Below are 17,697 nucleotides of genomic sequence, written 5' to 3'. Positions count from 1 at the left end.
AGTGGCAGCACGACAGCAAGTCGATATCGCCATAGAGCCGCTAAGAAATTAGGACCAGAGCTGCTTTGCGACTCCCCCGAATCGAAATTCGGTTCCGTTTGAGTTTTTGACAAACGAGAGGCGGAGCTATCTGAACGAATCGAGGCCACAATTGTTTTCCGACATGATGGGTTTGGAGTCACGTTGATGCTTGTCGTCACAGGATCGAGTCCTACCTGCATCGTTAGCAAGAGTCATGCAAGAACGCTTTCACGCGATTTTAGGCTTCGACTGATGGAAAGGACAGCGAGAACACCCGTAATGACCTCAACTACAGGTAGCCAACGCGTCAAAATTCACTACAGCCCGCACCAGCGGGATAACCGGCCCTTGAGGAAACTGCCTAGTCCAAACAGTCTGTCTTAATTAGCAACCAGTCACACAGGTTCACTCAGACGGGGCGGCGAGAAGTTGGTGTTCTTTGGAAACCTCCGGCAAATCCAAATGCTTGTAGATCACAGCTAGCTTCCTATGGACCGCTTTTTTGTCTTTGATTCCAACTAATGCTGCTTCGAGGTCTTCCAGTGCAAGTCCCCAATCCTCCATAAGGAAATAGATCGTGCCTCTGGTGTCTAGGAATCGAGGATCGTCTGGCCGTTGTTCGAGGGCCCGTTTCATCAGCGAAATCGCTCGTTCAAAATCCGGTTCCACATCATGGGCCAGCATCCACGCCATGTTATTCATCACGACGGCTAGGTCTTTACCTGACGAAAGTGCTCGATCAAAATGAAATTTCGCTTGGTCACGTTCCTGTTCGAGCCAGCAAAGGTTCCCCATCGCGAGATGGGCCATTGCTGGAGTTTTGCCTTGGGCAATTACCCGAGCTAAAATCCGTTTAAGCCCAACATCTCCTTGGATCTCTGCTTCCGAGTAAGCCATAATCCGTTGGAGAGCGGCTTGACTGTTTGGGTTATGGGCCAGGGCAAGTTCTAGCTTTGCCAGCATGTCGCCAATTTCGCTACCACGCTGCGACAGCAGGTCGTGGTAGTTGACGTACAAGTTGGAAAGGAGAGCGTCCCACTGGATATCGCTCTCACCATTGGCGTCTTTGCCGAGCAGAAGCACTGCTCGAGCGTCGTCAAACTGACCGAGCTTCATTAGCACTTGGGCGTAGCTTACTTTAGATGCGGAATCGTCTTGCTTCGATTTAACGCGAGTAGCCAAGAAGGTGCGAGCATTCTGGTAGGACTCAACCGCATCCTCTTGGCGACCAAGTCGGGTTTCAAAATCCCCCAAGGCTAAGTAGAGCTCGGGATACTTTTGCGAAGCAATTCGGAAAAAATGAGTTGCCTTATTCAGATCGCCAACCATGGCAAAATGCTTCCCCCAGCAAAGTGACATCTCAGGCGATTTCTCATCACGAGCGGCTTTTAGGTGCCAGTGCACGCGTTCAATATCCTGGATGCTGGATTGCGGAGTCAGTTCCTCGGACAGAATCATTGCCAAGCGTCGGTGTGCATCAGGATTTCCAATTCGATCATCGGGTGCAACGCGGCGAAATAAAGTTTCGGCCCGCTCGATTTGTCCAGAATCTTCCAGCAGGACTGCTAATGCGAATTGGGCCTCCGTCTCATAACCAGCGCCCTCTTGTAAAACCCTCTGTAAGCAGAGTTCCGCCGTTTTCGGATCTTTGCTCGCAATCGCGACACGTGCCTTCTTCCAGTATTGTTCCGCAGCGACCCGGTCACTAGAAAGACGGGTCGCGTAAACGTAACCAGTTAGCGCAATCGCAAGGATCGCTGGAAGCCCAAGCAGTCCATTGCGTATCCGCCCGGACTTGATGCTCTTAAAGAGGGTAGTAAAGCCAGCTAGAACGCCAACGCCTCCCAGTACACGAGGTAACCAGCGCATCGTGAGTAGGTTATCGAACCAATCGATCAAGCGATATCGAAGTCTGCGAAACACTAGCCCGCCTCCCCAAAATTCAACGCGAGTCTCTCGTACAACGCCGCGGATTGTGAAATTTCACTGATCGTTGTGGTCGGCTGAGTTGTTGCTAAGTCTGAAAGCTTGGACGCGCTACAAAGCGTCGCGAACAAGTTTGCTAAAAGCTCTCGCTCATATGCAAGAAGCTCTCGATCAGCGCTGACGAAAAGTTGGAACTGATGCACGGGAGCCATTACCGCTTGAGTGGACGCGACGTCGAACAGGCTACTCGTTTTGATCCGATTGACTAGCTTACGCAACGGGCTTCCGCTAGCCGCTTCCGGCTGCACGAACTGACCGCGGCTGTCATAGCAAGAGAATAGGCAGAAAGCCCGTTCTCCACCTTCTCGATAAAGATCTAGCTCCGTATGCCCGGCTGGCAGAGAAGTTTCCTCACCTTCTAGCTGCGAGGAAGCTCCCACGCGATTGACCGCTTCATGTACGTTCCAGTCCATCGCCGTATAGCAAATGGCTAAATCGTGCCAGCTTGGATAGAAGCCATCTACTGAAAACTGGGCTACAAGACCGCTGCCTTGGTAGGTTGCGATTACGGAGTTGCTACCAAATTGGTCATCGGCTGATCGACTGATCTCCCGGATGTCCGTGAGCTGAAATTTCCCAACCGATTTCGGGAAGAGGTTGGAGATGGAGGCTGAATCAATGGATGCAACGAATTTCGTGTTTCCACCGACCGCATCACTCGGCCCACCGAAATCGAACAGACCAAGCAGCGATGCTAAACTTAGCGGGACAAAAAGGACCGGCATGGCTAGTTTCGAAAGCAAGATGGAAGCTTTCTCGCTGAGCAGCGGAAAATTGAGAAGCTTGGAGAGACCAGTCCAGCGATAGAAGCTGAATCGGGGATTTTTCGTTTCCGAATCTGGTGCCGCAACCAGAAAGCGTAGCCACTGATCAGCGCTAAAGGCGAATACTAAAGCCATCAAGTACGTGAAAACTCCTAAGGCTTCATGACGCCAACCCGTGTCCAGTCCCACACCAAACCGTGCATCCGCCCAAACGACCAAGAACACACGAAGTGAATTGGCGACCACCACCCAAAAGATCGTGTGGATGAACGTCAATATGATCCGAATGAAACCGTAGCGTTGGTACACCGACCAAAACATCATGACAGTCAAGCAACTGAACAGCGAATGAATGCCGCTGCACGCCTCTTCGACCATGAACTCACGACTTGCGGTTTGTAAAGCAACACCTTGCGTTAAGTGCAAAATACCGGACCAGTCTAGTAGTCCGCTTGCTGTAGTCGTCGCGATCTTTTGAAGTTCGATGATTAACCATCGATCCAAGTCCAGCGGAATCGGCACGATTAACAACAGTAAGAAGAAGGGCCCCCGTAATCGATCCGCCACATCGCGTCCGCCAAGCAGCCAAACGAGCATCCAAGTGAACGTTAATGCTGCGACGCTGCCAAGCCAATGACTCGACGCGGAGACGGCTAACCAAGTCAGCACCAGCGAAGCTAAGCCCAACAAAAGTGTTTTGGGGGTATGAACGACAGGCACGTTCCAGGTGGCACCCTGCAAGCGGTAGTAAGAAAAACACCCAACCGCGATAAGAACGATGGGGAAGAATTGATAGTGCTCTCGTTGCCATAGCCAGCCGGCCATGCTGACCAGCCAAACACCAAAAAGCAATGGAACCAGCGAAACGCCGATCCATCCTCTTGTTGGCACTGAATTTGAAACGAGCATTTAGAAGCCTACTCTTTCGAAATGAAAAGAAGCCGCCATGAATTCAATCATGGCGGCTTCTCGGTTGAATCAGCAATTAAAAACGCCCATTCCTAGACTGCCAAGCAAGGCTCGTCCGCGTTTTTCTTACGACGGCGAGCAATTAAGCCCGCACCGGCACCAGTAAGTCCCAACAAGGCCAGCGAAAAGGGTTCTGGAACCGCAGCGACCGATGCATTCGAGATTCCGAAGCCGGAAGTACCGAACGCTGCATTGTTGGTGAAAACCAATGCAATCTGGCTCACCGATGAGGCAACAGCACCGTTCCCGAACAAAGTTCCATCGATCGACAATGGCCCGCTGCCGACAACGAATGAAGCTTGCGCTGAATCACCCAGGGAGTTGCTTGTGTAAGTGACGACTAAGTCAGTGGTGCCGCTAGTCGGTGGGGCGAAAAGGTCTAGAACCAAAGGACTTCCGGCGAAATTACCCGATGAGTGTAAGTCCAAATCCGAACTCAGATCGTAAACCAGTGATAGGGAACCACCTGCCTGCAATGTGGCTGCTAGACCTGAACCATCAAATGTCGCTGAAGACGGGTTAGGCGTGTTTGTTGGTGCTGGGTTGATAGTGTAAGTGTAGTTTCCCAGTCCCGTACCCAAGGCAGCACTAATGAACGCTGGATCGGTGTCCCCGCCAAGGGTCGTATTATCAATATCACCCACTGCTGAAAAATCATCCAAAATCAGTGCAGCTTTCGCTGATATCGGGACGGATGCGAAGGCGAGGCAAGCCACCGCGACACAAAGAATTCTCATGTTCTTGTTCCTGTTGCTAAATTTGCTCGAAAGAGAGGTGAAACGGTGTACCACACCATGCGGGATCATCATTGTTTGCTGTTTGGGGGGTGTCAAGCCAGGAAGAGTAGCGATTTTGAAAGTTTTGAGGATTGGGTGGATAATGCACGAATGTATCCCGGTACGGGTCGTGTACATACCTTAATCTACTTGTCAGCTTTCGCTCGATTTACTTGCCGTTTGGCCCGCCGAAACAACGCGTCCGGATTCGATTGTAGTTCCGCCCAGCAAGATTGCACGACACGCAATCCACGCCCCTCTGCAGACTCTTATTGGACGCATCTGGAGTTCAAACGTGGGTGAGCGGTGGTCGTGGCTGCCGGTACAGAGATAAGCCCCCTGCGAAACGCAAACGTCGCTTTCGAGGGTTACCTCTGCCAAGTTATCAATCCATACATCTTGGCCGATCCAGCAATCGTCGCCTACGACCAGTCTCCAAGGAAACTTAATGCGGACGTGTGGCTTAATCACTACGCCCGTACCAATCTTCGCACCGAACCGCCGTAGCAGCCAGACCTTCAGTCCGCTAAACGGAAACCAGCCGGATTCCACGAAGATCAAGCTCACATACCACCACGCAATTCGCGTGAATCGACCCCGGCCAGGGGCAAAGCTGGAGTTGTCGTAATCACCCAAGCGACGTGGGACAATTGCCGATTTATCCGTGTGATCGTGATGCCGGCGAGAAGTCACAGTTTGCGTCTCCACTCGGCGAGGGCTTCGGCCATGGTAAAGCCCATCGTTGCCGCGCTCAATCGGTAAGACTTGGGCAGTGCGTCCGAAGCAGCAGCTGAGAGAATTCCGGAACGTCCGACTCGAGAGAACCAATTTTGAGCTTCGCTTCGGTCAGACCGATACAGCGCTCGAGCGGCCTCAAGTCGTACAGTTTGCAAAGCCGCTTTCCTTGCCGCCGTCATTTCGCGTTTCGATTTCAGATACGACTCCGCTCGATCGGTCAACTCCATCCGCGTGCTCACGGTCGCAGATAGGTTTTTTCTCGAGACGCTAACTCCATCATGGACCCGGTACAAGGTTTTCTGGTTGCTTGTGTTTCGAAAACGTGCACCGTCAATCAGGAGTCGCAAAATTAATTCGTGCTCTTGGCAGCGTGGCTGATCCAGTTTCCAACCTCCCACATGCTCCACCATCTCACGACGGAACAGCATCGACGTCGTCTGGAAATCGCCCCAGCGGATGTAGCGGGTCCACTGATCGCTATCTGCCTGATTGGACAAAAATGAATCCGCGATCGAGAGTTCATCAACCCACTGGGTTGCGTTTTCGCTGAGCCATTCATGCTCACTCAATGCGTCGATGGCTCGCCAGCGGTCATCGGACACCGGGATCGCGATGGGGGCGGCATAAATGACGTCCGCTTCATCGGCCCACGCCAGTTGGTCAGCAATCTTTCCCGGCAGAATGACATCGTCTGCATCTAAATATTGCAGCCATTGCCCATTCGCCGCTTCGGTTAGACGCTGTCGTGCGACGTTGCCGCCTCGATTGATGCCATCACCGAGCACCCGCACGTGATCGGCAAATTGCTGGGCCACCATGACGCTGTTGTCGGTCGAGCCGTCGTCCCAGAGCAAAATCTCGATCCGGTCTGGAGGCAACTGGCAGATGGCTGACCGAATCGTACTGGCCAGATAGCGTTCCGCGTTGTAGCACGGAATCAGAATGCTGACTTGCGTCATGAAATCATGCTCGACGTGCCTGGGTTTGTCAGGCCAAAATCACACCGGCCAGATAGTTCGATCCGCTCGAGAACGCCGCGGAGTCGCTCGCGATGACAACGCCACGAATATTCTTGTGATCGCTTCGAAGCTTCCATCCCCATTTCTACCACCTGGCTGCGGTTTGAGGCACACCAATCCAGTTTGTCCGCCAGGCCCGCCACGTCATCGGGGGCGAGCACGAATCCGTCGCGGCCTTCGCGAATAACCTCCGGACCGCAGCTATGCGTGCTCGCGATCACCGGCATCCCTGTCGCCATCGCTTCAATGATGACCAGTCCGAAGCCTTCAAAGACACTCGGCAGTACCAAGACATCGTGATTAAGCATCTCCTTTGCCACGCCAGCCTGATCGGTGCGACCTAAGTATTTGAAAAGATGTTTGAACGATTGAAGCGGAGTCTCGTCGGCCGGGAGTGGGCCAAGCAACGAAAGTTGTACGTTTGCCGATTGCAGTTGCGACATCGCGTTGAGAAGGTATTTCATTCCCTTCCGCTGGCCAATGCCCCCGACGAACAGCACCTTGAGCGGACCCTCTTTATCACGAGCACGGGTTTGAAACTGTTCGAGATCGGCGGCGAGTGGAAGAAGATCGATGCGTGATTCGTCGACACCGGCTTCCATCAGTGACTGTTTCGTGAACCCCGATGCGGCAATGCAAAGATCGGCTGCCAGTGGTTCCTCTTCAAGGCGGTTCCGGTACCAATCGGGGAAATGCAGGTTGCTGATCGTGTCTGCCCATTCCGGATGTTTTTCCGCCTCATCGGATAGGATGCGAATTGCCGTGGTCACGTGAGCGGTTGCAAACTCACAAATTGCTAGGCGTCCAGCCGATCGTGCCGCTTTGAGAGAATCCAGGCAACTGCCTTGAAATCCCCAGAACGTTTTCGACCCTGCTGCAAATCGACGTGCGACCCAGGTGTCGAAGTTGGCATCACGCCGGAACATCGCTGCTTCGGCCGCTTTCCCGTCACGACGAACGTTTCGGTGCCAAATTTCGGGCAATTCCAAATCCCAACGCCGTGAGACACGTCCTGAATCAAGACCGTCCAGATAGCGTCGCGACATCCCGCGGTCCGTCCGTGCTGACCAAGTCAACACGCGGTCCGGCCATTGGTCACGTCGGTAGTAGCTCGAGGTTACAAACCGATCCAGTAATCCCAACTTTTGGAGTGATAGCGCGTGTTGATAAGCGTGTTGCTTGCCACTGTGCGAAACCAGCACACTCACGCCAGCACCTCTTCATAGGCGGATACGAGGGCATCGGTTGATCGTTGCCAAGTGAATCGAGATTCTGCCAAACGTATCCCATTCTGACGCAGGGTTTCTTGGCGCGATTCGCTGCCGAGGACTTCTTCCAAGCATCTGGCAATTGAATCGGGATTGCGATCACAGCGAACGCCCGCGTGATCCCGAGTGAGGTCTTCCCACAGGTTGACGCGATCGCTCAGGATCACCGGTGTGCCCGCAAAAAGGCTTTCGACCACTGTAAGTGCGAAGTTCTCTTGGTGCGAAGGTAAAACAAACACATTGCTTCCGGCGAGAACGGTCTCTTTGTCGATTCCGGACAAGGGCCCCGTGAACGTCACGTCTGATTGAATTTTGAGAGCGTGGGCCATTTGCTGAAGGTGACGCCGGTAGGCCTCATCCCCAGGACCTACCAGTAGCAAGTGGGGACGCATGTCTGTCTCCATTCGTCCGAGACCTTGCAGCAATAAATCAGGGCCTTTCTTTTCGTGCAGTCGCCCAAGAAAAATGGCAACGTTCCGGTCGTGCAGTTTCGGGTACAGAGACCGAAAGCGCGCCCGCAACGCATCACGATCCTGTGAAGGCTGCTCGGCACCTAGCGGAACGATTTTGCCTGCAGGAAGTCCACTGACCACCGTGTTCGCGAGACGCTGTTCCTCGGGATGCGTGTAGAACAATGCCGCCGCTCTTCGCAACGTGGGCCATTCAAGCACCGATCCGTAGAGCCGCTTTTTCCATGCTTTGCGGGTCAACGAATTCGGATCCAGCATCCCGTGTGTGCTGACGACAAACGGGATGCCCGATCGCTCGCAGATGGGTGCGAGAATGCGGTTTCCATATGACCAAAGATTGTGAGCGTGAACAAGGTCGACCGAGCCGTTCGATTTCCTGTTTAGCTCTTCTGTGAGACGAGTTTTGAGTTGCCGGCTGTATGCAAAGCCACCAGGGCCAAAACTATTGCAAACGTTGACGGGCGTGTCGGTGCGAAGCGTCCTCAACCATTTGCCGTCATCGTCAGTTGGCACGTAAGCATCCGTCGTCAAAATTTGTGCGTGGTGGCCTAGATGATTCAGTTGTTTGCACCATTGGTGCGCAACGACTGGGGGCCCGCCAGCAGTCGGATGCATGTAGGGAATGAGGTGCATGACACGAAGCGACTTCATGATTGCGACCGCCCTGAATGACGCTCGATTTCACCCAGATAGATCGCTTCGGTTGCCTCTGCCATCGCCTCCAGACTGAAATGCTCCTTCCAACGCCGAAATCCGGCATCGGCCATTTTATTGCGCTGTGTTTTGTCCTTTTGTAGCTGTAGGATTCGGTCACGCCACTGCTGGACATCGTTGTGTCGGCAAAGGAATCCAGTTTCGCCCGCGGTGACCGCTTCTCGGCAGCCGTCCACGTCACTCACCACGCAAGGACGTTGCTCCGCCATCGCTTCCAAAATGGCTAGCGGAAAACCCTCGTAAAGCGAAGGCAGTGTGAAGACGTCGAAGGCGGGCATGAATCGTCTCGCATCCGTCTGCCATCCCAGTAGATGCAACCTGTTGCTGACGCCGGCTTCCGCCGCGGCATCCTCCAGTTGAGTTCGCATCCTGCCGTCACCGACCCAAACCCAGTGGATTGAATCGGGAAGCTGCCCGAGCACCTCGACCGCCATGAGAGGATTTTTTTGTTCTTCGATGCGCGCGATGGTGCCCAGGATGAGTTGGCAATCGCTTTGTGTTTCAAGGGGCTCTCTCAATGAGGCTGCTTCACGGAGCCAACGCAGTCGCTGATCCGGCGAAAGACTGCGATGTTGCACGTCGGGCGTCTCGCTTTTCGGCACCCCATTGTGAACGACAAAGCATTTACTTAACTCCTGATCTCCTACTTCACCTTCCCCCGGGGAGGGGCGAGCGAAGCGAGGGGAGGGCTCGCTCGAGTCAACTGCCTGGCTCCCTTTGCCTCTTCTAGGGGAGAGGTCCTGAGTGCGTGAGGATGGGTTTGCCGAATCGTCGCCCAGGAATGCTCGCAAATCGTCGCAACACTGCCCGGCCACCGCGATGAACGAACCGTGATAGCGAGTAAGCTGTCCGCGAGAATGCCGATCGCGAAGTCCACCCATCACTGCACCAAGAGACTGTGCCGAGCGAGTGACGTGAATGGTCGCTACCGAAGGCACGTCGCAGCTTTTGATTGTTCGAAGCAAATCAAGTCCATCTTCCAGATTCTGTTTATTCAGATGAACGACGTCAGGTTGGAGTTGATCGAGCAAAGGGGGCAGGTTTCGGTCGGCTTGTTTGCTGAAGTGACAACCGATCACTCGAGTGCGAAAGTCGTAGGTGTTTTGAAAACCGATTCGATGGATGTTCACGCCCTCGCAAAACCCGTTCGCCAGATCGTTCATCTTCTCATGAGTGCTCATGGCCACATGAACTTCATGCCCTCGGCCGAGCAAGCCTTCGGCAAGGCCATGGAGATAGAACTCGCCGCCACCATGCGAGCCTGACGAAGAAGAGATTAACAGAATTTTCAAAGAGATGAATCGTGTAGTCGAGCGTCGCCGACGCTAGAGGCTAGAGGCTAGAGGCTAGAGGCTAGAGGCTAGTTGCTAGAGGCTAGAGGCTAGTTGCTAGTTGCTAGTTGCTAGTTGCTAGTTGCTAGTTGCTAGTGAATTTTCGAAGAAGCGAATCCACTGTTCGACAGCACTGCCAAGGCTCACGGTCGCCGCGATTTGTTGACTTCGTTTTCCGAATCGAGCCGCTTGCTCAGGCTGTTCGACGAAGGAAGTGATTGCAGTGCGAATGGCATCTGCCGAGTTCGCAGGGATACGGAAACCGTTTTCGCCTTCGGCGACTAAATCGTTCCCCGCGCCGACAGTTTCGGTAACGATGACTGCTAGCCCCGTGCCAACGGCTTGGTTGACAACGACGCCCCAACCATCGTGGCGCGACGGAAGCACAAAAACATCCGCGTCGGCAAAGAAGCTGGGAAGTTGATCGACCGCTTGAAAACCCGCGAACCTAACTCGGCCCGCGAGCGGTTGGGGGACTCGTTGTTGCAGCTCGTCGCGTAAGGGGCCGTCGCCAACGAATGTCAATGTGCAGTTTGGTGAGTGTTGGGCGACGTCGCAAAACGCCTCCAGCAAAAGGTCCACGCCCTTCCGCTCAACCAATTGTCCGCAGTAGAGGAATCGTACCATGTCGGAAGCAACACGACTCGCGGCCGCGGTGCAGAATGGATCCAAATCGCAAACATAAGGAAGGTTTGCGAACTGTTGCGATCTGCGAGTGGCAAGCTGCGAATTTCCGCATTCATCACCCTCCCCCTGGCAGGGTCGAGCGAAGCGAGGGGAGGGCGTCACCTCCTCTCGTCCAGAAACCTGCTCCCTGTAGCCTGTTAACCTTTCGTACTCCCTCACCGCATGCGATCCAACCCCCGCGATTCCACGGGCCCTTTTAAGCGGTGATTGCAATCGTTTGCGAATCCAGTTTCCGAGTCTACGGCGTTGATGCAGACCGGGAACTTCCCCCCAAAACACCCAAGGCCTGCCGTTGCGATTGAGCCATCGCATCGCGATTTGGTTCGTCAGCCCGATGTAGCCCACGATGACAAATAGATCGGCATCACTGTTCTTCAGTCGCTGCGTGATACCCGGATTCCAGTGCACACGAGTGTTCTCACGCCCGACCCAGCGCCCTGGCAAGACCTCCGCATAGTCGGGCATCTCCTGCTCGCCCCACCGAGTGTTCGGAGCCTCCTGTTCAAGGTACCAAACGCGCAAGTCCACCCGCGGATCTGCCGACATCGCCGCATACAGGTCCTGCACGTAAGGCGACGGCATCACAGAAAGGAATGTGACGCTGACAGAAGGCTTATCGGCGTACCTGCCTGCCATATCAAAGACCTTTGGATGAGCGAGCACGCTCACTTTTTAGTAAAGAATATCAGCAACGCCGACAACGCCAACAGCCCGTAGAGTGTAGACATGTTCACACTTCGTCCTGACAAAAAGATAATGGCGAGTCCGGCCGCATACACCGTAAACGCAACAATCGATTGCTCGGCCAGCAGTTGGACCCGATCCCAAGATCGAGCCAAATGCCCCAAGAAAGCACTGATCCCTAGTACTCCCATCCACCCAAAGTTCCAATGCATTTCCCCGATCAATCCAGGCGAGATCGTGAGGATAGCTGCCCCATTAATCGTCATCCCCTGCATGCTGGCCAATTCCAAACCGGCATCACCAGTTGGCTTGCCAGGCCACAAAAACCGCGGAATCGGGTTGACCAGCTGAACGTAGTACGTGTGGCCGAATTTGTAGTCAGCCCTTTCGGGAATGTTTTCCTGTAGAAACAACAATTCGCGAAACATTTCGAAACCAACGTACTTTGCGTCGCTAGCCTTTTCCCAATCGAACTGTCCCGAATTACGAGTTACCACCGTGGCCGCCGACCAAATCATCATCACGAAGACGAGCGTGGGAATCCCGAACCGGATCGCTTGCCGTTTCATCGGAATCGACATCCGCCAATAAATTGCGGCCGCGATTGGTAGGAAGACCTCCACGACCTGCGACCGCGTTCCCGAATTGAAGGCCCGGGCGAACATGAAGAGCAAGAATGCCGTTGCGACATAGTGCCGACCTTTGGGTTGCTCTTTCTGCACCATCACGGCCGCGGCGAGCGGGACGCCAGCGCGAAGGAACATTTGCAATTCCAAGAAAGCATCCCGCAGTCCACCAAAGCGACCACGCTGAAAAATCCCTCCCCAACGAACCCGAGGAACAAATGCATCTTCTAGGATCAATATAAGGTTCCCCTGGGCAATGACCACTAGCGGTAAGAAGCCGCAAAACAAGGCGATCAGTAAAACCCGCCAAAGAGTATCGGGCCGATCCACATTCCCCAAACGACGAAAAACCGGGTTGAATAAGTTACCCTGAATCGAGTGGTACCCGAGCAGAAACGACATCAAACAGGCGGCTACCCCCAGAATCCCGGTCTCGTAAGCCGCCCGCGAATACTTTTGCACTTCGAGAGGGGCAATGATCGCCTCGGTCAAATACCAAGCCGCAATCGAGAGAAGAAACACATTGCGAGCCGACACCAGACGTCGAACATCACGACCGATGTCGGCGGCGATCGCGGCAATAAGACAACCACCTGAGGCGATCCCTAACGAGACGTCGAATTGGTCGATCACTGCGACTCAGTGTTCATTGCATCAACTTCCTCGAGACTTATCGGGCCATCTCGGCGCAATCGTCGAACGAGCCGATAAGCCTTTAACGAAACCGAATCTCGATGGGGAAAGAATCGAACGATTGCCCCAAATCCGAAACAGCTACCTTGAATCATTCTCAGCGGTCGGCCAACCATAAACCCAAACCGAATCCCATTAATCGTGACACCAATCAAATGGAGCGGCAATCGGCTTAGCGGCACATTTAGCCAAGCTGTCAGGATTTCGTTCCGACGCCCATACAAATCCATTCGCCTCGTATCACGCTTGGGCGATTCAAAATGATGAATCGGATCGGCGTTGCCAAGCTTCACTAAGTAACCCACATCCATCATCCGCATGCAGAAGTCTCCTTCCTCGCCCTGGTGAAAGAAGATCTCTCGGTATCCGCCGAGCTTTAAGAACACATGGCGTCGAACCGCGTGGGCCGTTCCAATGTACCGGTCTGAAATGAAAACAGAGTGTGGTGAAGGTGTTCGCTGCTGCTCTCCAGCAGTCTTGTGGACATCGATGTACGGAATCGCAACCGCGCCAATCCGCTCATCGTCGAATTCAGAGATTGTCTGCGAGACAACCCTTGGCGTTGAGAACTCGGCATCATCGTCGATCGAAAAGATAATATCTCCAGTCGCCTTCCTGGCAGCGAGATTTCTTGCGGCGATGTAACCTGTAGAGATTTCGTTGCGAACTACACTTACCTTTGGAAATTCTTCTTTGACCATCAACGAAGTTCCGTCATTAGAACCATCGTCTATAACCAAGATTTCAAAGTCGCCTTCTTGTCTCATCGCGGAGTCAAGTGCGACTCGCAGGTCGTTTTTTCGATTCTTTGTTGTAATCACAAGTGTTGCGGAGAGCAATTCAGTCATAAATACGTTCGTCCGTGACGCGGCGTTCGACATAATCTAACGGATCAATGATCGAATGAAACCAATGACTGCCAGCAGCGGTGTACCAACTAGAAAGCGGATCCTGAGTTGATGCAAACTCCACGGAAAAATTTGAAAATAGAGAGATGCTGCGGCCTTTACGTTGCCGTTCTTGCAACGTTCGATAACGAAAGGCCTTACGTGTCGCGTAATGATTTCGCGTCGCTGATTCCGGCGAGTATGCCCTCCGGGGAAACGCCCATTTTGCTCGTTTTCTAGCAGCAAAAAAAGCCCCTTTTCTGATTTCGCCACGTCACTGGTCACGTTTCCGTCGTGTAGTAGGTACGTAAAAGTTTTAGGTTCTGCAATGTGAACGAAGCCTTGTGCCGTACCAAGACGCATCGCAAGTTCCGCGTCCTCCCCATTAAGTCGTCCATCCGCGAAGCCGCCTGCGTCATCAAAGCAATCACGACGAATTACGAACGAAGAAACACCACGCCATCGCCATCGATCACTTGCTTGGTAATAGTCGTCAAAAACCTCCAGAGATGGGATGCGAACATCAGGTTCGCAGCAAGTTGAACGATCGTCGACGACGACCGGGTTGGCAGTCATGAAACCGGGATTGTTGGTTGCTTCTATCGCCTCAGCGTAAAGTCCGAGTGACCAGGGGAACCAACAATCGTCGCTATCCAAGAAGGCCAGGTACTTGCCGGTGGAATGTCGAACCCCTGTGTTGCGAGCCGACCCCGGCCCGGCGTTTTCTTGCTCGATGACCGCCAGACCCCGTTCAGCTCGCAGATACGCTGCGCTACCATCGGTTGAGCCATCGTCGACGACGATCAGCTCAAAGTCACGAAAGGTCTGACTTTCGATGCTATCGAGCGTTTTGCAAATAAAGTCGCGTCGGTTATAGATCGGGACAATGACTGAGAACATCGGTGAATGGATAGATTCTGTCATCAAACAAGCGAACGCAGGGGTGATTGCAGCGGGGTGCCAAACAATCTAATCACGGAAAGGCTGCCACTAGTCGATTCGTCATCAATTACGATCACTTCCTAGTCGTAGTGTGTCTGTCCACCGCCAGTTGAATCGCTTCAGCGACTCAGCGTCCAGCGTTGTAACAGGGAATGCGAATGGATATTTGCGGTTCAGTAAATTGGTTTGTATGCAAAGATCTGGTCGAAAACGGTGCGTCAGCGCACTTGCGAAGCTCTACCTGAGCGAACAAGTTCTCGTCGCGTTTGGCAATCGACGAGAAACGGTTGGGGATTAAAATGCCGCTAAAAATTTCGTTGGATTCACCGAACGCAAATATTCAAAATGCCGCCGCTTCCTCGTGTAGGAACCAGCCGTTCATGGTCGCAAGCCCAACTAGTCTGTAGCCCCGTTCAACAAGATAAGAGTAGATCCTACTTTCCGAAATTGTTTCTACGGTGCAACCATGCATCTCGATCAAGATTAACTTCGGGCGATACTTACACAAATCAAACGAGCTGACTACTTCAAAGTCGTGCCCTTCCACATCGATACAAAGCAATTGAAATCCGAACGGTACTTCATATTGTTCAAACAATTCTGCAAGTGTCACGGTTTGTACAGAAATGCTCTGCTCTTCCAAGGGGACTTTACCGGTGTTCAGTTGGCTTTTTGTTGATTCACTATGAATTGAGAACTGCATTGCGCGTGATTCATTGCTGACACACTCGTTCACAACGGTATCCTTTGGTCGAGCACGACGAAACGCATTCACAAGTTCGGCGTTTCCGTCCACACAAAGTCCAGACCATCCTCGTTGATACAAACGCAATGTGTTGCTTAGTGAAAACGGTGCATGACAGCCAATGTCAACGTAGTATCCAGGCTGATGGGCATTGAGGTAATACTCGATGATGCGATCCTCGCCTGTCTGCGAGTAGCAACCCGTCCTGGCGGGTGTCAGTAGGTATGTGACGCAATCAACCACACATAGCCGTATAGCATGTTGAAGCGGGAATCTTTGGAAAATTTGTATGACTTGCTTAATTCTGTTCATTGTCGACTCTGGGCCAGCCCTGTTTTGATGCTTTCCAGGCAGTTGGAATTGCTGCGACTAATGCCCACCATGCAGTAAATTGCCGCCATGGCGGAAGCAGATTAGTTTTGCGAAGTACGGTTTTTCGCAGCACGTGTTTGTAAAGCAAATGCCAGCGATAACCCGATTGTGAATGGCGAAAAAAGAACAGTAGGGGTGATACTGATCGCTCATACTCAGTCGTCGTATTCCCCGAATCGCTCAATCGTAGACCGCCTGCAGGAGACTGAAGGTGAATCAGCCACGGTTGCGGAGAATACAGAATTCTGTCGCCGCTACTCCAAAGTCGAATGGCAAAGTCGTAATCGTCACCATACGAATTGCCAATGAATCCTTTGTCAAATCCACCGGCTTTAAAGAATGTGTCTCTTTTTACCGAACTATTGCACGTGCAGAACGTGCAAACCAACGCTGAAAAGGACGACGATCTCCCAAATTGCAATACTTGTTCAATGCACGGCCGAGCACTCCAGCTCATGTCTATGTTCTGTGTCGCTTCCAGTTCTCGGAATTGATTGATGTCATCCATATTCAAATACAGTTCTGCGCCTGCCACGGCAGACACATCTTTTCTATTGTAGCATCCGACATGCTTACTCAGGAAATAGGGATCTTCGATTCGAACATCGTCATCGACAAAGACAAGAATCTTTCCAGATGATTTACTCGCAGCGTGGTTTCTTGCGCGAACGACACCTGGTTCAAAATCGCCTTCGTAGAACACTCTTGAATCAGAAAACAACTCGTCTCGCATCTCTTTGAATTCGTCAGGCCAACCACGGTTTTGATCGACGATAAGAATTTCAAACTCGCAGTCTCGCTGTTTCAGGAGGTCCTGAACCGTATCTAACAACGGTTGGAACCGGCCCATCGTCGGGATGATGACTGAAGCGTCCATTAGCGATGGTTTGCAACAGCTTGCAGATATGCTGCTTCCATTGGAGCAACACAGGATTGCCACGTGAACTTTTCAGCATGCGATCGGCACTTCAGCGGATCAAACTGAATCTCTTTGCTTAGAAATCGTCTGACACCTTCACGGACATGTTCGACGGTGGGTTGTTCTACAAAGAATCCACTTTCGCCGTCGCAAATGGCATCAATCGCTCCTCCATTTCGTGCCGCCAATACGGGAACTCCGAAGGAATTCGCCTCTAAATACACAATTCCAAACCCTTCAAACGACTTGTCATTGTTTGAGGAAGTCAAAATGAACAAGTCAGCGGATCGATAGAGGTCATCGAGGGCTTGGTCACTGACCGATCCCGCAAAGTGGACGCGTTGTTCCAGTCCCAAGTCGACCGTTTTGTTCTCGAGTTCGGTTTGAAGTTCCCCGCTACCGACAACGGTATACTGAAACTCAAATTCAGGCATTAGCTCCGCAAATGCATCCAGCACAATGTCGACATTCTTTCGTCGCTCGTTCAGCCGGCATACCGTCAGGATTCTTGGAATACCATTACCAGCTGAGCCTTGAGTGTCGTTCGATTGTGAACGTAGGAATCGGTCGCTCACACCCAAGTAATTTATGTCGATCAGTGGTTCGCAGAGAGCATGTTGCTCACGAAAACGACTGGCTGTGTGCTTGCTAATCGCAAAGATTCGATCGAAGGTCGGCAGGACCCTCTTCATCATCCGGCGTGTACGAAGTTTCGTGATCCACAGATTGACCTGGTCCCCTTTGAACAGAGGGATTCGGTCTCGCAGATCAAATCCAAAAACCGGATTCGGATTCAAAAAGTCGTTTCCATAAATTGATGCGAATACTCGGCTCCTTCCTTGTACGATCCACGACCAAGCCACATTCATCACGTGAACCACGTCAAACTCGCTGATCTCGTCGAGCAAGCATTGATCAAAGATGTATTTTCCCGTAAGTGATCGGCGAATAGTGAATGGGTGATCGTCAATCGCTGATTCATTTTGAAGTGTATAGACGGTGACGTCGTGGCCTCTTGCCGAGAGCTCTTTCGCGACTTCAAAGGCGTAGATTTCCATCCCCCCTCGATTCGGCGGAAATTGTGGC

At 52.6% G+C, this 17,697-nt stretch carries 15 protein-coding genes; all 15 read right to left on the bottom strand.

Features of this window, described 5'->3' with window-relative positions; genetic code table 11:
• Positions 1-426: 426 nt before the first annotated feature.
• On the bottom strand, positions 427-1,890 hold the full coding sequence (locus tag ACR3ZL_RS16400) for a tetratricopeptide repeat protein (RefSeq protein ID WP_486172787.1): 1,464 nt from the start codon (positions 1,888-1,890) through the stop codon (positions 427-429).
• A gap of 53 nt (positions 1,891-1,943) precedes the next feature.
• Positions 1,944-3,680, bottom strand: coding sequence for an exosortase U (gene xrtU, locus ACR3ZL_RS16395; protein ID WP_473652042.1), 1,737 nt, complete (start codon positions 3,678-3,680; stop codon positions 1,944-1,946).
• A gap of 92 nt (positions 3,681-3,772) precedes the next feature.
• Entirely contained in the window at positions 3,773-4,477 is a 705-nt protein-coding gene (locus ACR3ZL_RS16390; RefSeq protein WP_473652043.1) for a PEP-CTERM sorting domain-containing protein, read from the bottom strand.
• Positions 4,478-4,669: 192 nt separating this feature from the next.
• Complete coding sequence (locus ACR3ZL_RS16385) at positions 4,670-5,209, bottom strand: WcaF family extracellular polysaccharide biosynthesis acetyltransferase (RefSeq protein ID WP_473652044.1); 540 nt, start codon at positions 5,207-5,209, stop codon at positions 4,670-4,672.
• A complete protein-coding gene (locus ACR3ZL_RS16380; RefSeq protein ID WP_473652045.1) occupies positions 5,206-6,213 on the bottom strand; it encodes a glycosyltransferase family 2 protein in 1,008 nt (335 codons plus the stop codon). Before ACR3ZL_RS16380 ends, ACR3ZL_RS16385 begins: the two co-directional genes overlap by 4 nt.
• On the bottom strand, positions 6,210-7,481 hold the full coding sequence (locus tag ACR3ZL_RS16375) for a glycosyltransferase family 4 protein (protein ID WP_473652046.1): 1,272 nt from the start codon (positions 7,479-7,481) through the stop codon (positions 6,210-6,212). Before ACR3ZL_RS16375 ends, ACR3ZL_RS16380 begins: the two co-directional genes overlap by 4 nt.
• Positions 7,478-8,662 (bottom strand): glycosyltransferase, encoded by a 1,185-nt coding sequence (locus tag ACR3ZL_RS16370; RefSeq protein WP_486172786.1) that lies wholly within the window; start codon positions 8,660-8,662, stop codon positions 7,478-7,480. Before ACR3ZL_RS16370 ends, ACR3ZL_RS16375 begins: the two co-directional genes overlap by 4 nt.
• Complete coding sequence (locus ACR3ZL_RS16365; RefSeq protein WP_486172785.1) at positions 8,659-10,017, bottom strand: glycosyltransferase family 4 protein; 1,359 nt, start codon at positions 10,015-10,017, stop codon at positions 8,659-8,661. Before ACR3ZL_RS16365 ends, ACR3ZL_RS16370 begins: the two co-directional genes overlap by 4 nt.
• A gap of 117 nt (positions 10,018-10,134) precedes the next feature.
• A complete protein-coding gene (locus ACR3ZL_RS16360) occupies positions 10,135-11,406 on the bottom strand; it encodes a glycosyltransferase family 4 protein (protein WP_486172784.1) in 1,272 nt (423 codons plus the stop codon).
• A gap of 2 nt (positions 11,407-11,408) precedes the next feature.
• Positions 11,409-12,686 carry a hypothetical protein gene (locus ACR3ZL_RS16355; RefSeq protein WP_473652050.1) on the bottom strand — a complete coding sequence of 426 codons (1,278 nt, stop codon included), beginning with the start codon at positions 12,684-12,686 and terminating at the stop codon, positions 11,409-11,411.
• Entirely contained in the window at positions 12,683-13,594 is a 912-nt protein-coding gene (locus ACR3ZL_RS16350; protein ID WP_473652051.1) for a glycosyltransferase family 2 protein, read from the bottom strand. Before ACR3ZL_RS16350 ends, ACR3ZL_RS16355 begins: the two co-directional genes overlap by 4 nt.
• Before the next feature lie 36 nt (positions 13,595-13,630).
• Positions 13,631-14,557: a glycosyltransferase family A protein gene (locus ACR3ZL_RS16345; protein WP_473652052.1), complete on the bottom strand. Its 927-nt coding sequence runs from the start codon at positions 14,555-14,557 to the stop codon at positions 13,631-13,633.
• 358 nt (positions 14,558-14,915) lie between these two features.
• Positions 14,916-15,632 (bottom strand): FkbM family methyltransferase, encoded by a 717-nt coding sequence (locus ACR3ZL_RS16340; protein WP_473652053.1) that lies wholly within the window; start codon positions 15,630-15,632, stop codon positions 14,916-14,918.
• Positions 15,619-16,569 (bottom strand): glycosyltransferase family 2 protein, encoded by a 951-nt coding sequence (locus tag ACR3ZL_RS16335; RefSeq protein WP_473652054.1) that lies wholly within the window; start codon positions 16,567-16,569, stop codon positions 15,619-15,621. The genes ACR3ZL_RS16340 and ACR3ZL_RS16335 overlap by 14 nt, the downstream gene beginning before the upstream one ends.
• Positions 16,569-17,669 (bottom strand): glycosyltransferase family 4 protein, encoded by a 1,101-nt coding sequence (locus tag ACR3ZL_RS16330; protein ID WP_473652055.1) that lies wholly within the window; start codon positions 17,667-17,669, stop codon positions 16,569-16,571. The genes ACR3ZL_RS16335 and ACR3ZL_RS16330 overlap by 1 nt, the downstream gene beginning before the upstream one ends.
• Positions 17,670-17,697 lie beyond the last annotated feature (28 nt).

The organism is Rhodopirellula sp. J20-39 (genome assembly GCF_057365095.1).
This window is presented reverse-complemented; position numbering and strand designations above follow the sequence as displayed.

Coding starts and splice junctions, on each gene's coding strand:
- ACR3ZL_RS16330 (WP_473652055.1), bottom strand. CDS start 17,669: ATGGAAATCTACGCCTTTGAAGTCGCGAAAGAGCTCTCGGCAAGAGGC.
- ACR3ZL_RS16400 (WP_486172787.1), bottom strand. CDS start 1,890: ATGCGCTGGTTACCTCGTGTACTGGGAGGCGTTGGCGTTCTAGCTGGC.
- ACR3ZL_RS16335 (WP_473652054.1), bottom strand. CDS start 16,569: ATGGACGCTTCAGTCATCATCCCGACGATGGGCCGGTTCCAACCGTTG.
- ACR3ZL_RS16350 (WP_473652051.1), bottom strand. CDS start 13,594: ATGACTGAATTGCTCTCCGCAACACTTGTGATTACAACAAAGAATCGA.
- ACR3ZL_RS16340 (WP_473652053.1), bottom strand. CDS start 15,632: ATGAACAGAATTAAGCAAGTCATACAAATTTTCCAAAGATTCCCGCTT.
- ACR3ZL_RS16390 (WP_473652043.1), bottom strand. CDS start 4,477: ATGAGAATTCTTTGTGTCGCGGTGGCTTGCCTCGCCTTCGCATCCGTC.
- xrtU (WP_473652042.1), bottom strand. CDS start 3,680: ATGCTCGTTTCAAATTCAGTGCCAACAAGAGGATGGATCGGCGTTTCG.
- ACR3ZL_RS16370 (WP_486172786.1), bottom strand. CDS start 8,662: ATGAAGTCGCTTCGTGTCATGCACCTCATTCCCTACATGCATCCGACT.
- ACR3ZL_RS16345 (WP_473652052.1), bottom strand. CDS start 14,557: ATGACAGAATCTATCCATTCACCGATGTTCTCAGTCATTGTCCCGATC.
- ACR3ZL_RS16380 (WP_473652045.1), bottom strand. CDS start 6,213: ATGACGCAAGTCAGCATTCTGATTCCGTGCTACAACGCGGAACGCTAT.